The organism is Flavonifractor sp. DFI.6.63 (assembly GCF_024462255.1).
Lineage (GTDB): Bacteria > Bacillota > Clostridia > Oscillospirales > Oscillospiraceae > Lawsonibacter_A > Lawsonibacter_A hominis.
In genome coordinates, this window is record NZ_JANGBE010000037.1 from 24,470 (window position 1) to 38,705 (window position 14,236).

General features: G+C 62.6%; 12 protein-coding genes. 6 read left to right on the forward strand and 6 right to left on the reverse strand.

Annotation, left to right across the window (positions count from 1 at the left end):
• Positions 1-11: 11 nt before the first annotated feature.
• Entirely contained in the window at positions 12-914 is a 903-nt protein-coding gene (locus NE547_RS15375; RefSeq protein ID WP_186908616.1) for an RluA family pseudouridine synthase, read from the reverse strand.
• A 126-nt stretch (positions 915-1,040) separates the two neighbouring features.
• Here NE547_RS15375 and hemW point away from each other — a divergent pair, with 126 nt between their 5' ends.
• A complete protein-coding gene (hemW, locus tag NE547_RS15380; protein WP_186908615.1) occupies positions 1,041-2,252 on the forward strand; it encodes a radical SAM family heme chaperone HemW in 1,212 nt (403 codons plus the stop codon).
• A gap of 450 nt (positions 2,253-2,702) precedes the next feature.
• The gene (locus NE547_RS15385) at positions 2,703-5,729 is read left to right on the forward strand and encodes a phosphodiester glycosidase family protein (RefSeq protein WP_256176346.1); all 3,027 of its coding nucleotides are present in this window, start codon (positions 2,703-2,705) and stop codon (positions 5,727-5,729) included.
• Positions 5,730-5,860: 131 nt separating this feature from the next.
• Here NE547_RS15385 and NE547_RS15390 read toward each other — a convergent pair whose 3' ends face one another.
• Positions 5,861-6,142: a GIY-YIG nuclease family protein gene (locus tag NE547_RS15390; protein ID WP_256176347.1), complete on the reverse strand. Its 282-nt coding sequence runs from the start codon at positions 6,140-6,142 to the stop codon at positions 5,861-5,863.
• A 41-nt stretch (positions 6,143-6,183) separates the two neighbouring features.
• On the reverse strand, positions 6,184-6,672 hold the full coding sequence (locus tag NE547_RS15395) for a DUF6530 family protein (RefSeq protein WP_256176348.1): 489 nt from the start codon (positions 6,670-6,672) through the stop codon (positions 6,184-6,186).
• 117 nt (positions 6,673-6,789) lie between these two features.
• Between NE547_RS15395 and spoVAC the strand changes: the two genes are divergently transcribed.
• Positions 6,790-7,233 carry a stage V sporulation protein AC gene (gene spoVAC, locus NE547_RS15400; protein WP_186908611.1) on the forward strand — a complete coding sequence of 148 codons (444 nt, stop codon included), beginning with the start codon at positions 6,790-6,792 and terminating at the stop codon, positions 7,231-7,233.
• Between the two features lie 582 nt (positions 7,234-7,815).
• Here the strand turns inward: spoVAC and NE547_RS15405 are convergent.
• Complete coding sequence (locus tag NE547_RS15405) at positions 7,816-8,478, reverse strand: HD domain-containing protein (protein ID WP_256176349.1); 663 nt, start codon at positions 8,476-8,478, stop codon at positions 7,816-7,818.
• 107 nt (positions 8,479-8,585) lie between these two features.
• Between NE547_RS15405 and NE547_RS15410 the strand changes: the two genes are divergently transcribed.
• From NE547_RS15410 to NE547_RS15420, 3 genes are all read left to right on the forward strand, one after another.
• Positions 8,586-9,041 carry an Rrf2 family transcriptional regulator gene (locus tag NE547_RS15410; protein WP_243204836.1) on the forward strand — a complete coding sequence of 152 codons (456 nt, stop codon included), beginning with the start codon at positions 8,586-8,588 and terminating at the stop codon, positions 9,039-9,041.
• 89 nt (positions 9,042-9,130) lie between these two features.
• Positions 9,131-11,038: an acyl-CoA dehydrogenase family protein gene (locus NE547_RS15415; protein WP_256176350.1), complete on the forward strand. Its 1,908-nt coding sequence runs from the start codon at positions 9,131-9,133 to the stop codon at positions 11,036-11,038.
• Positions 11,039-11,058: 20 nt separating this feature from the next.
• A complete protein-coding gene (locus NE547_RS15420) occupies positions 11,059-12,273 on the forward strand; it encodes an FprA family A-type flavoprotein (RefSeq protein ID WP_186908608.1) in 1,215 nt (404 codons plus the stop codon).
• A gap of 395 nt (positions 12,274-12,668) precedes the next feature.
• Here NE547_RS15420 and metA read toward each other — a convergent pair whose 3' ends face one another.
• Both metA and NE547_RS15430 read right to left on the reverse strand, forming a co-directional pair.
• Positions 12,669-13,583, reverse strand: a complete 915-nt coding sequence (gene metA / locus NE547_RS15425) for a homoserine O-succinyltransferase (RefSeq protein ID WP_186908607.1) — start codon at positions 13,581-13,583, stop codon at positions 12,669-12,671.
• A gap of 397 nt (positions 13,584-13,980) precedes the next feature.
• The coding region (locus NE547_RS15430) for a hypothetical protein (RefSeq protein WP_256176351.1) at positions 13,981-14,236 on the reverse strand (256 nt) is incomplete at its 5' end.

Genomic DNA, 14,236 nt, shown 5'->3' on the forward strand with positions numbered 1-14,236 from the left:
ACGCGCCCGGCTCACTCCAGCAGCCGCTTCATATCCTCCGGCAGGGGGAGCTGCCAGGAAAGGGCCGCCCCCGTGATGGGATGGCGCAGGGAGAGGCGGGCGGAGTGGAGCGCCGGACGGGAAATGAGGGCGCGCTCCTCCGTGCCGTAGAGAAAGTCTCCGGTCAGAGGACAGCCCAGGGAAGCCATGTGGACCCGGATCTGGTGGGTGCGCCCGGTGTCCAGCTCCAGGCGCACCAGGGCGCGGCCATGGGCAGCGCACAGGACCTGGTAGCGGGTACGGGCGCTCTGCCCGGCGGGGTCGATCCGCCGTGCCATCAGCGAGCCGGGCACCGGGCCGATGGGGGCGTCCACGACGCCCTCCGCCGGGACGGGGACGCCCTGGCATACCGCCAGATAGCCCCGGCGAAAGGCACTCGTGTGCAGCGCGCGCTTGAGGCGCTCCTGCGCGTGGGGGTGCTTGGCGACCACCATCAGGCCGCTGGTGCCCCGGTCCAGCCGGTGGACGGGGTGATAGTCGGCGCACTCACCCGACTGATCGTAATAATACAGGAGAAAATTACCCAGCGTATCGTCAAAATGCCCCGGGCCCGGATGGCAGGGGACGCCGGGGGCCTTGTTGAGCACCAGAAGGTCCGCATCCTCGTACACGATGTCCAGCGCCCCGGGGGCAGACACGATGCCGCTGCGGCGCACATCGTCGGATACACGGACCGAGAGCAGCTGCCCCGCCGCCGCCCGCCGGTCCGTATGGACCCGCACGCCGTCCAGCAGGATACCGTCCTCCAGCCATTTGACGTGCCGGATGAGCGTACCGGAGAGCCCCAAGCCGCGGCGCAGCAGGGTATCCACTGTTTTGCCGGCCTGTTCCGGCGCTACGGTCAGCGCCAGACGGCGGGGCGCGTGTTCCGCCATGGTACCGCCTCCTTTCCAGGGAATCCATGGGATACAGTATAACATTGCCCGGCCTGCTTTTCAAATGCGCCGGGCTGTGCTATAATCCTTACGAACACGAAGGTACAGCAAAGCGAGGTGAGCCCCATGCCGGAAAAGCTGGGCCTCTATATCCACATCCCCTTCTGCCGCAGCAAATGCGACTACTGCGATTTTTACTCCCTGGCGGGACGTGAGGAGCGCATGGACGACTACCAGAAGGCCCTGATGACCCACATGAAGGAAACTGCGCCCCTGACCCGCGGCTGGCAGGTGGATACCGTCTATTTCGGCGGCGGTACGCCCAGCTTTTATGGCAGCCGCCGCCTGAAAGAGCTGCTGCGGCTGATCGGCAAGCGCTTCGATCTGGCCAAGGACGCGGAGATCACCGTAGAGTGCAACCCGGACAGCATAAACCGCCGGGATCTGATCGCCCTGCGCAGGGCCGGGGCCAACCGCATCTCCCTGGGGGTGCAGTCCGCCCACGACTGCGAATTGCAGAACCTCCGCCGGGCGCACACCTTCCGCCAGGCCCAGGAGGCGGTGGCGGCGGCCCGGACGGCGAAATTCAAGAACATCAGCCTGGACCTGATCTACGGGCTGCCCGGCCAGGACATGGAGGGGTGGCAGGATACGGTGGAGCAGGCGCTTTCCCTGCGCCCGGAGCATCTGTCCTGCTACGGGCTGAAGGTGGAGCCGGGCACGCCGCTGGACGACCGGGTGATCCGGGGAGAGCGGCTGCCCGACGACGACGTCCAGGCCGATTTGTATCTGTGGATGGTGGACCGGCTGGCAAGGGAGGGCTACCGGCAATACGAGGTCTCCAACTTCGCCCGCTCCGGCTTCCAGTCCCGGCACAACCTGAAATACTGGATGGGGCGGCCCTATATCGGATTCGGGCCCGGCGCCCACTCCGACTTCGGCGGGCGGCGCTACTCGTTCGTGCGGGACCTGGACCGGTATATCACCGGCGTGCTGGAGGGAGGCGCGGTCATCGACGAGTCTGAGCTCATCCCGCAGCGGGAGCGGGGGGGCGAGTATCTGATGCTCCGCCTGCGCACCACACGGGGCATCGAGGAGTGGGAGTACCGCAGGGAGTATTTCATGAACTTCGATCCCATCGAACAGCTTCTGGAAGAATACGAGCGGCAGGGCTGGGCCGAACGCCATGACCGCCGCTGGAATTTGACCCCGAAGGGGTTTTTGGTCTCCAACCAGCTGATCGGCGAACTGATGACCGCCCAGGAAGAGGCGACTTTGAACAATACCCTGCCCCGCCTGCGCCGGGGAAGGCCGGAGCAGAGCGCGCCCCAGCCGTAAGAAAAAGGTAAGAATTGCGGGAAATACTGCTTGAAAATGCAAGCGGCTTTCCGAGAGGCTGCAGCCCACCGCGCGTACTGCGCCGCCGCAAGCGCCCGCCCGCGGCCTTCCGTCCGGCGGCGGGCGCATGCGCGTCAAGGGGAGCGCGCGGCGCGGGAAAGCACTCCGGAGGGACCTTGGCGCGGAGACGGCGCTGAAACGCTGCCGGGGACGTTGTGTTATGCAAGCGTTTCTCGCATTCCTGCACGGACATCCGGCCGTTTGACCGAATACGAGGTTCCCGCCTGTTTACAGGCGGGAACTTTTGTGTTAACATAACGTCTGTTATCTCGTAAGCGCCGTACCCCCGGCGGGCAAGGGGCGATCGGGCGGTTCGGGCCGAGGCGGGCGCCGGCAGGCGTGCCGCCCCGCCTTCCCGGGGAGACCATGGAAACACACAGGAGGAACTGGATGAAGCGATGGATGCAACGGGGCGCGGCCTTCGGCCTGGCCCTTCTGATGACGGCGGGCGCGGCGGGCGCCTCGGCCTCCGATGCCCTGGGCTGGGAGATCCACACAGGGCGCGTGCCCCTGTCCCAGGGGACGGAGCTGGGAAAAAACATCTTCTGGAGCGATACTTACTCCGACCTGCGCACGGAGCACTACATTACCTATGCCCCGAATGAGAACGTCACGCCAACGGTGGCCTACGGCAGCAAGGTGCTCACCCGCGCCACCCTGACCAGCATGGCGCAGGGCCTGGAGAGCCAGGGCAGGCGGGTGGTCTCCGGCATCAACGGGGACTTTTATGTGCTGGCCACCGGCGCGCCCGTCGGGCTTTTGGTCACCGACGGCGTGCTGCGTTCCACCCAGCCCTACAACGTCTCCTGGGCCATCGGCTTCCGCGCCGACGGCACCGCCTTTATCGGCACCCCCAACGTGAGCGTGGCCGCCGTGTTGGGCGGGCAGGTCTACTCCGTCAGCGGCGGCGTGAACAAGGTGCGCAAGCCCTCCGCCTCCGACGGCAGCGGCGGGCTGACCCTGCTGACCAGCGATTTTGCCTCCACCACCCAGAACACCGAGGCGGGGGTGGATGTGATCCTGTCCCCGGCGGCCGACCCCGTCACCGGACAGGTCCCTCAGCTGAAGATCGGCAGCCAGCTGACGTGCACGGTGGAACAGGTGCTGGAGTCCACCGGCGCGGCGGCGATCCCGGAAGGAAAGCTGGTGCTCACGCTCAACGGCAAGGATAAGGCGGAGCTTTTGGCCGCCCTGCGCGCCCTTCAGGCGGGAGACACGGTGACGCTCTCCGCCACCAGCCCGGACAGCCGCTGGGACAGCGTGACCCAGGCGGTAGGCGGCATGTACAAGCTGGTCACGGGCGGCGTGGTGGAGAGCGGGCTCAACGCCGAGCAGACCGCGCGCTCCGCCGTGGGCATCAGGGCCGATGGCAGCCTGGTCTTTTACACCGTGGACGGCAAGCAGCCCGGCTACAGTGTGGGGGCCACCCTGACCCAGTGCGCCAAGCGTCTGGTGGAGCTGGGCTGCGTGGAGGCGGTCTGCCTGGACGGCGGCGGCTCCACCACGCTGGGCGTTACGTATCCCGACCAGAGCGGCATGCAGGTGATCACCAGCCCCTCCGACGGGACTCAGCGGGCCAATTCCAACGCCATCTTCCTGACCACTGAGCTGGCGCCGACGGGGGAGCTGGCCTCCTACTATGTGACCCCCGCCGACAGCATGGTGCTCTCCGGCGCAACGCTGAATCTGACGGCCACGGGGGTGGACAGCCACTTCTACGCCATGACCGGCGCGAGCGTGGGCTGGAGCGTGACCAGCGGCGGCGGAGCGGTGGATGACAGCGGTGTTTTCACCGCCGGGAGCGAGAGCGGCTTTGTTCAGGTCACCGCCTCCGACGGCCGGGCCTCGGGCAGCGCCTACATCACCACCGTGGCCACGCCGGACGCCATTTCCCTTACCCGGGAGGATACCGGGGACAAGGTGGAGGCGCTGAACCTGGACCCGGGCGAACAGGTCGACCTGAAGGCCTCCGCCGTCTATAAGAAAATGGCCCTGGTCAGCCAGGATGCTAATTATACCTGGACGGCGGATCCCGCGGTGGGCAGCGTGGATGCAAACGGCGTCTTCACCGCGGGGCAGGTGACGGCCAGCGGCGACCTGACGGTCTCCGCCGGCGGGAGGACCGTGACCGTCCCCATCAGCGTGGCGGGACATGTGAATACCCTGGAGGACTGCGAGGGCGATTTGTATGCCTTTGCCGCCACCGAAACCGCGTCCTTTGCATCGGAGAGCGATCTGAACTACGTGCGTTACGGACGCAAGAGCCTGCGCCTGGACTATGACGCCGCGGGCGGCGCCGCCAGCCTGACCGGCGTGCTGAGCATCCCGGCCGGGGAGCGCTATCTGGGCGTATGGGTGTATGGAGACGGCTCGGGCAATACCCTGCTGGCCACCATTACCGATCAGTCCCTCCAGTCCCGGCAGCTCCTGCTGACCGCGCTGGACTTCACCGGCTGGAAGCATGTCTCCGCCGCCCTGCCCGAGGGCGCCGTGGCCGTGTCCGCCCTCGACGTGATCTACGGCGGCGGGGAGGGCAAGCAGACGGGCACGCTCTGGCTGGACCAGTTTACCGTCTCCAACGAGGAGATGCACGATACCACGCCGCCCGCGCTCACCCTTACCGTCAGCGGCGCCGCCGTCAGCGCCAGGGTGACCGACGATGTGGACCGGAGCATTCCACAGAAAAACCTTTCCCTGACCTATGACGGCGAGCGCCTGGGCTTTACCTGGAACGAAAGCACGGGGACCCTGAGCGCCACCCTGCCCGCCGCCGATGCAGGCTATCACCGTGTGTCCGTCTCCGCCGCGGACGCCAGCGGCAACCTCTCCCGCGCCAGCGCCGACGTGCTGCCCGCCGGGGAGCGGACCCAGGTCTTCACGGACATGGGCGGCCATTGGGCGGACGCCTATGCCGCCTTCCTGTACGACGCCGGCGTCACCAACGGGGTGTCCGCCGCCGACGGCAGCCTGCTTTATCAGCCGGACAAGAACATTACCCGGGCCGAGTTCTTTGCCCTGACGGCCCGGTGGCTGGGACTGGATCTGAGCCAGTATGCCGGCGTGGAGCTCCCCTTTGCCGACAGCGCGGAGCTGCCGGGATGGGCCCTGAACGAGGTCAAGGCCATGTATGCCCTGGGCATCGTAAACGGGGCGCTGGAGAACGGGGTTTTGAAGGTCAAGGCCCTTTCCACCATCAGCCGGGCCGAGGCGATGGCCATCCTGGGACGCACCCAGGCCAAGGGCTATGCCCAGGCGGAGCTGACCTTTGACGATGCCGCGTTGGTGCCCTCCTGGGCCGCGGATTATGTCAAGAGCCTTGCCGGCCAGGGCGTGGTCAGCGGCTACAACAACCGGATCCGTCCCAATGACCCGCTGACCCGCGGCGAGGTGGCCAAGCTGCTTTACAGCATGCGGTAAGCGCCGCTGGGAAGGGGCGCGGCTGGCTTTCTGGCGGAAACGAGACAGAAGAGACGCAGAAAGGCTGTGGGGATTGCCGTCCGGGCAATCCCCACAGCCTTTCTGCCGTGTGCGGGGCGATCCGGCGCCCCTCAGTAAAAGGACGCGCCCCGGGCGCTCAGGCGGGTAACGTCCAGTTCCGCACGGAACTGGGCCTCGGCCTGCTCCGGCTCACGCATTAGGGTCTCCAGCACCTCGAAGACGAAGCAATCCCGCCCGTATCGGCTCCAGTCGTCGGCCAGGGCGGGAAGAAGCGGAGTGCCGGTGGATGCTGCAAAGGCAAAACGCTTGCGCCTGGCCGCGGGGTCGGCGGCGGACAGCAACAGGAGACGGCCGGTGGCCGTGTTCCGGACGGCGCACACGCCGCCCGTCACCTCCCGCTCCCGGTAGGAAAAGCCCCTTTCGGCGCGGCGTCTTAGCCATGGTAACCCAGCTCCCCCAGAATGCGGGCAAGCACCGCCATCCGCTCGCCCAGCAGCTCCCCATCCCGTGCCAGGGCCTGCTGGAAGAGCTGCACATCCTCGTCGATGTGGCCGTTGCGCCGGCAGACCTCCACAGTCATGGCGTCCCCCTGAAGACCTACCCGGTCGATCTGAGGATGCTCCGGATCATAGCCCTTGGGAAAGCGGTAGGCCTCCTCCTGAAAATAAAGTTGGGCGCGGCAGGCAAGGATCGCCAGGTCCAGCACCCGGTGCAGGGGCAGTTCCTCCGATTGACGGGACCATTTTTCCCCGGTATACCGCCAGACTTTGGCGGAAATGTCCACGCGGCCCCGGTCGTTCCACTGGGCCAGTCCCAGGGAGAGGCCCTTTGCGTCGGAATCGTAAGCGGAGCGGCCGTCAATGCGCCCGTAATCCTCCGCCACGACCACCGGCTTGTGCTTCAGGTTGGTTGGAATATCCATGGTCAAGACTCCTGTCAGTAAATTAGTAATTTAGTAAATTACTAGAGGAATTGTAGCACGCATAAAGAAACCTGTCAAGGGAAAAGCTGTGATTGGATCAAAGGAGGTTGCCCATCCATGGATATGACCAACAAAGAATACGGCCAATACGTCAATTCCAAATCCAAGCCCTCACCCCTGTGGAAGAATCTGCTCTGGGCCTTTGTGACCGGCGGGCTGATCTGCACCGGCGGGCAGGGCCTGCTGAATCTGTTCCAGGCCTGCGGGATGAGCGAGACCGCCGCCGGTACCGCAGTGTCGGTGACCCTCATCTTTCTGGCGGCGCTGTTCACCGGCCTCGGCCTGTTCGACAAACTGGCCAAACATGCCGGAGCGGGTACTCTGGTGCCCATCACCGGATTTGCAAACGCGATGGTCGCCCCGGCCCTGGAGTTCAAGAGCGAGGGGCTGGTCATGGGCGTAGGGGCCAAGATGTTCGTGATCGCCGGACCCGTGCTGGTCTTCGGGATCAGTGCTTCGGTCCTCTACGGCGTGATCCTTCAGCTCTTTTTCCGGGGATGAAGAAAGGCGGACGGGCGCGGGAAATTCCCGCGCCTGTCCGCTTAAATTGATTTTTCCTACAAAAAGGTATTGACAAAAATGGAGCTCGGTAGTACAATATAGCCAGAAAGGAAGGAGTGAGTCCCGTGGGCTAGCAAAGCTCATAAAAGTCATTCGGTTCTTTTCATCCCCGCGCAGCGAATCGCAGGAAAATGAAATTCCGGTTGGTATCTGTTCCGAACCCCTGCTCAATGGAGTGAGCCGCACCAAAGGAAAGCCTCAGACGCGAGAATTTGCCGAAGACAGGATCCTATAGCGTGCCGAAGTGTTACAGGAAACAGGGAACACGGGAATTTCTCCATCCTTTTGATTCCGGCGCAGCAAAATCCAGAGAAAGAAGAGGTAACGCGTAGTGATTGAACCCCAGGCTCAGGTGTAGCCCCCCGGTCACGCTGGATGGCCGGGGGGTTGTGCTGTGTCTGGGGGAACTTGCGCGGAAACCCTCCGCTGCGTGTGGGGTCGGAAAAAACAAGATCGGCAATCGGGCGCGGCCGGCCGGCCGCGCCCGATTCTGGTTTGACCCGTGCTGCAAGGCCGGGCGGATCAGAGCAGATTGAGTCCGTTGATGTCCAGCTTAAAGGTCAGCTCCAGAAACTCCGCCGCCCGGCGGCACAGGAGCATCCGCTCCAGAAAGATCTCAAAATAATCCATGACGGCGCAGAATTCCGTGTTGATGGTCAGGGACAGGGTGATGGTGCGCCGCTGCGCATCCAGCTCCAGATCCGAGCGCTCGGCGGCATAATTGACCCGGTCGTGGATATCGAAGCTCTGGTGTTCTTTATTGCGTACCCGGCTGCGGCGCACGTCGGTCTTGTCGGCCAGGATGAGGGCGGCGGCGATGGGGTTGACCGGGAAGGCGGTAGCGTCGTCGTGGTTGCCGATGGCGGTGATCACGGCGGCGGTTTGCTCCGGCTCCATTCCCATTTTGTCCAGGATGCGGAAGGCCATCACTCCGCCGGTAAGGGCATGGTCGTGGCGGTTGACCACATTGCCGATGTCGTGCATAAACCCGGCGATGCGGGCCAGCTCGGTATCCTGAGAACCGTACCCCAGCTGTGCCAGAATAGCGGCGGCGGTCTCGGCGCAGCGGGTCACATGGGCAAAGCTGTGCTCCGTGAAGCCCCGGGCCAGCAGGGAACGGTCCGCCTGCGTGATGTAGGTGCGTACCTCCGGATTCTGACGTACGTCTTCATAAGTGATGTTCATGGGGAGCGCCTCCTGTTCCAAATTGGATCGGTCACACGTCCATAGTATCGGAATTGCGCGGGTATTTCAACCGTTTTGTTTTTGCATACCAATTGGAGGAATAATACTTGACAAAATTTATCCAATATGATAAGGTAACGTCAGAACAGAAGGAGGCGGGGGTCATGCTCATCACGCGGGAAAGCGACTATGCACTGCGCCTGCTGCGCACGCTGCGGGACGGGGAGCAGTATAGCGTGGGCGAGCTGGCCCGGCGGGAGATGGTGCCCCAGCCCTTTGCCTACAAAATCGTCAAGAAGCTCTCGGCAGCCGGTATGGTGCAGGTATCCCGGGGGGCTGAGGGCGGCTGCCGGCTGACGGCGGACTTGACGCAGACCACGTTGTACGACCTGCTGCGCGCCATGGAGGAAGACAGCAACATTAGCTCCTGCATGGAGGCGGAATATGCCTGCCCCTGGCGGGCCGCGCATGGCGGCTGCTCGGTCCACGCAAGGCTGGGGGAAATCCAGCGCCGCTTGGATGCGCAGCTGCATGCGCACAGCCTGGAGGAGCTTTTGGCATGAGGGCGGGGCACCGTGCCGTTTACGTTGAATTTAGATAAAATTTATCTAATATAGGCATACCGTATGCATTGCAGAAGGAGGTTACCCAAATGTTGTTCCAGACCACACAGGACCACGAGGCGCTGCGCGCCAAGCTCCGCGCGTTTGCGGAGCGCGAGATCAAGCCCGTCGCATTTACCCTGGACCAGGGCAACCAGTTCCCGGACGAGGCGGTCAAGAAGCTGGGGGAGATGGGCCTGATGGGCATTCCCTACCCGGCGGAATACGGGGGCGCGGGACTGGACGTGCTCAGCTACGCCATCGCCGTGGAAGAACTGGCCCGGGTGGACGCAGGCGCGGGCGTCATCCTGTCCGCCCACGTGTCCCTGGGCTCCTGGCCTATCTTCGCCTACGGGACGCAGGAGCAGAAGCGCAAGTATCTGGTTCCCCTGGCCAGGGGCGAGAAGATCGGCGCCTTCGGCCTGACCGAGCCAAACGCGGGTTCGGATGCCGGCGGCACCGAGACCACCGCCGTGGACCGGGGGGACCACTACGTCCTCAACGGGGGCAAGATTTTCATCACCAACGCCCCCAAGGCGGACACCTACGTGGTTTTCGCCGTCACCACGCCCGATATCGGTACCCGGGGCATTTCAGCTTTTATTGTGGAAAAAGGCTGGAAGGGCTTTGAATTTGGCGATCATTATGATAAAATGGGAATCCGGTCCTCCACTACGGCGGAGCTGATCTTCAACGATGTAAAGGTGCCCAAGGAAAACCTGCTGGGCCGGGAGGGCGACGGCTTCAAGATCGCCATGGCCACCCTGGACGGCGGGCGGATCGGCATTGCGGCCCAGGCGCTGGGCATCGCCCAGGGGGCTTACGAGTCCGCAGTGGAGTACGCCAAGGAGCGGGTACAGTTCGGAAAACCCATTGGCTTCCAGCAGGCGATCTCCTTTAAGCTGGCCGACATGGCCACCAAGCTCCGTTGCGCCCGGCTGCTGGTCTATTCCGCCGCCGACCTGAAGGAGCGCCACGAGCCCTACGGCATGGAGTCCGCCATGGCCAAGCAGTACGCCTCCGATATCGCGCTGGAGGTGACCAACGACGCCCTGCAGATCTACGGCGGCACCGGCTACCTCAAGGGCATGGATGTGGAGCGCATGTACCGCGACGCCAAGATCACCACGATCTATGAGGGGACCAACGAGATCCAACGGGTGGTCATCGCCTCCCATATCCTGGGCAAGGCACCCAAGAGCGAGGGCGGCTCCTCCAGCCGGCCCAAGAAGCCCGCGCCCGTCACCGGCGTGCGCAAGAAGATCCTCTTCAAGGGAGACGCGCAGGAGAGCGTGGACGCGCTGGTCCAGGCGCTGAAGAAGGACGGCTACGACTTTACGGTGGGCATCCCCGCCGATACCCCCATCCCCCAGGCCGAGCGGGTGGTCTCCGCCGGTAAGGGCATCGGGCCGCAGAAGAACATGAAGCTCATTGAGGCGCTGGCCCACGCTGCCGGCGCGGCCATCGGCTCCTCCCGCCCTGTGGCGGAGACGCTGAAATACGTCTCGTTGGACCGCTATGTGGGCATGTCCGGACAGAAGTTTACCGGCAACCTGTACATCGCCTGCGGCATCTCGGGCGCCACGCAGCATCTCAAGGGCATCAAGGACGCCTCTACCATCGTGGCCATCAACAAGAACGGAAACGCCCCCATCTTCAAAAACTGCGACTACGGCATCGTGGGCGACGTGAACGAGGTCCTGCCCCTTCTGGCCGAGGCCCTTGGCACCGGCAAGAAACAGAGCGCGCCCCCCATGGTCAAGATGAAGCGGCCCCAGCCTCCCAGGGCCGAGCCCATTGGGCCCCGGTATATCTGCGGCGGCTGTGGTTATGAATACATTCCTGAATTGGGCGACGAGGACGCTGAGATCGCCCCCGGCACCCTGTTTGAAAAGCTGCCTGAGGACTGGGTCTGCCCGGAATGCGCGGAGGGCAAGCATCAGTTCATCCGGGCATGAACGCAGAAGGAGGAACGAACATGTACTGCGTACGCGAAGTGACGAAAGATCTGTATTGGGTAGGCGCCAACGACCACAGGACGACTCTGTTCGAAAATATCCATCCCATCCCCAGGGGCGTCTCCTACAACGCCTACCTCCTGCTGGATGAGCAGAGCGTGCTCTTCGACACGGTGGATTGGTCGGCCTGCCGCCAGCTGCTGGAGAATCTGGAGCACCTGCTGGGCGAGCGGGCGCTGGACTGCCTGGTCATCAACCATATGGAGCCGGATCACGGGGCCTCCATCGAGGAGCTGCTGCGGCGCTATCCCAATCTGAAGCTCATCGCCACCGAAAAGGCCTTCATGCTTATGCGCCAGTTCGGCTTCCACGTGGACGGTCATGAGCTGGTGGAGGTCAAGGAGGGGGATACCTGCACCTTCGGCGGGCATACCGTCACCTTCATTGCCGCCCCCATGGTTCACTGGCCGGAAGCGATGCTCACCTTTGACCGCGCGAATGGAGCGCTTTTCTCCGCCGACGCCTTCGGCTCCTTTATTGCTCTGGACGGCAAGCTTTTTAATGACGAGGTGGCGTTCGACCGGGACTGGCTGGACGAGGCGCGGCGTTATTTCACCAACATCGTGGGCAAATACGGCCCCCATGTCCAGAAGCTGCTGGGCAAGGCCGCGGGCATTCTGGACCAGATCAAGTTCGTCTGTCCCCTCCATGGGCCCGTATGGCGCTCCGACCTGGGCTATCTGATCGACAAATACGACAAATGGAGCCGCTACGCGCCGGAGGAGCAGGGCGTCATGATCGCCTATGCCTCCATGTATGGAAATACCGAGGCCGCCGCCCAGGCCCTGGCCGCCCGCCTGTGCGAGAAGGGCTGCACCAAGGTGGCCGTTTACGACGTATCCAATACCCACGTCTCCTATCTGATCTCCGAGGCGTTCAAGTACAGCCATATCGTGCTGGCCAGCGTGACCTATAACCTGGGGATCTATCCGGTCATGCACAACTTCCTCGCGGACATGAAGGCGCTCAACCTGCAAAACCGCACCTTCGCTCTCGTCGAGAACGGCTCCTGGGCCTGCAAGTCCGGGGACCTGATGCAGAAGTTCATTGATGAGGAAATGAAGAACATGACCGTGCTCAACGAGCGTCTGTCCATGGCCTCTTCGCTCCACGCCGACAAGGCGGTGGAGCTGGACACTCTGGCCGATGCCATCATGGACTCCATGCGCACATAAGCAGACCGGTAAAAGGGCGGGGCCCGCACATCTGTGCGGGCCCCGCCCTCAGCTTGTCGAAAAGGCTGCACGAACGTTTCCCCCCGACTTCTTGCCAAGCAGCCGGCAGAAATTTCATCAGAGGGGTCATTCCCAGGGCCGCAGCGTAAGAACAGGCGCCGGTGGCACATATTTGGTACAGACCGTGGCGGCACATCCGCCCCGGGGGAACCCGGTGTCCCTGGAAGGGACGGATTCTGATTTGCTTCCGCCGCCTGCCCGCGCCTGTGCCCGAGCGCCCTTGGGGTGCCGATGCGTGAAGGGGGAGCGCGCAAGCGCGGGATGGCCTTCTGGAGAGGCTAGAGTGCAGCCGCCCGCAGAGCGGCTCCTGGCGCGGAGATGCGGCGCAAGGAAGATTACAGCTGCTTCAGATCATACGGGGTCGTCTGGTAGACGTAGTAATTCAGCCAGTTGGTATAGAGCAGCTGGCCGGCGCTGCGCCAGCGGACCACCGGCACCCGGGTGGGATCGTCGCCGGGGAAGTAATGGGCGGGGACGGCGATCTCCAGACCCTTGTCCACATCGCGCCAGTATTCCCGGGCCAGCGTATCCGGGTCGTACTCCGGGTGGCCCAGTACGAAAAACTGCCGGCTGTCTTCCGTTTTTGCCGCGTACACCCCTGCCTCCGAGGAGGCGGCAATGAGCTCCAGATCCGGCGTGCTGCGGATATCCTGCTCCCACACCTCGGTATACCGGGAATGGGGCGCATAGAACACGTCGTCAAAGCCGCGGAACAGGGGAGAACTGGGTTTGAGTACCCGGTGCTCATAGACGCCGAAGAGCTTTTGGGGCAGAGTGCGTTTCTGGATGCCGTGATGGAAGTACAGCCCCGCCTGAGCTCCCCAGCAGATATGGAGGGTGGAGTGGACATGCGTACGGCTCCAGGTCATGATCTCACACAGCTCCGGCCAGTACTCCACCTGGTCGAATTCCAGGTTCTCCACCGGTGCCCCGGTGATGATCAGGCCGTCGAAATTCTGTTCACGGACCTGATCGAAGGTGGTGTAGAAGGAGGAAAGATGGTCCTCATCAGTATGCTGGGACTGATAGCTGGCCGTGCGCAGCAGCTCTACCTTGATTTGAAGCGGGGTGTTGGAGAGCTTGCGCAGGATCTGGGTCTCGGTGACGATCTTGGTGGGCATCAGATTCAGGATCAGCACGCTCAGCGGGCGGATGTCCTGGTGCATGGCCCGGTATTCGGTCATGACAAAGATGTTTTCGCTCTCTAATACTGCGGTAGCGGGCAGGGAATCTGGAATTTTAATGGGCATAAGGGCTCCCTCCGGTTTCTTGGATCAATAATAAAAGTAAAATAAGGGTATCATATTTGGAAGCCGACCGCAACCGGGAAACCGGGGCAAAAGAAAAACCGGGAAAAACGAAAAAAGGTGTTGACAATTGCCGCGGAAGCTGGTATTCTATCTGAGCGCCTTACGACAGGGCACTGAAACGCAAAGGAAAAGCGGAGATACCGAGCGGAACGCCGGACGGCCTTCGAATGGAATTTGAAAAAAGTGCTTGACAAAGCAAGACGCAAGTGCTAAACTAAATGAGTTCGCTTGAAGATAGGGAACAGGTTTTGAAAGAACAGAAATCAAACGTTTTTATGGGTAGAACCCTGAAAATGGCTGAAAAAAGTTCTTGACAAGCTCGAAAGAGCGTGGTAAACTAAACAAGTTCCGCTGCAAGAGCGAACGGCTTGAATGAAAGCCTGGAAGAACGAAAGTTCTGAAAAGAGGCTTGACAAGCAAAAGCGAGTGTGCTACAATGTAGCGCACCGCCGTCTGTAAAGACGACGACGCGTGCACCTTGTAAATTAAACAACGTGAAACTTGAAGCACCAGAAAAGGACGAGAAGTCCTTTCTAAGACAAGCAATTGGAATAGGAAGGCTCTTGACAAATTTCTTTGAAGCTATGATTAAG

Coding starts and splice junctions, on each gene's coding strand:
- NE547_RS15415 (WP_256176350.1), top strand. CDS start 9,131: ATGTTGTTCCAGACCACACAGGACCACGAGGCGCTGCGCGCCAAGCTC.
- NE547_RS15375 (WP_186908616.1), bottom strand. CDS start 914: ATGGCGGAACACGCGCCCCGCCGTCTGGCGCTGACCGTAGCGCCGGAA.
- spoVAC (WP_186908611.1), top strand. CDS start 6,790: ATGGATATGACCAACAAAGAATACGGCCAATACGTCAATTCCAAATCC.
- hemW (WP_186908615.1), top strand. CDS start 1,041: ATGCCGGAAAAGCTGGGCCTCTATATCCACATCCCCTTCTGCCGCAGC.
- NE547_RS15395 (WP_256176348.1), bottom strand. CDS start 6,672: ATGGATATTCCAACCAACCTGAAGCACAAGCCGGTGGTCGTGGCGGAG.
- NE547_RS15405 (WP_256176349.1), bottom strand. CDS start 8,478: ATGAACATCACTTATGAAGACGTACGTCAGAATCCGGAGGTACGCACC.
- NE547_RS15385 (WP_256176346.1), top strand. CDS start 2,703: ATGAAGCGATGGATGCAACGGGGCGCGGCCTTCGGCCTGGCCCTTCTG.
- NE547_RS15420 (WP_186908608.1), top strand. CDS start 11,059: ATGTACTGCGTACGCGAAGTGACGAAAGATCTGTATTGGGTAGGCGCC.
- metA (WP_186908607.1), bottom strand. CDS start 13,583: ATGCCCATTAAAATTCCAGATTCCCTGCCCGCTACCGCAGTATTAGAG.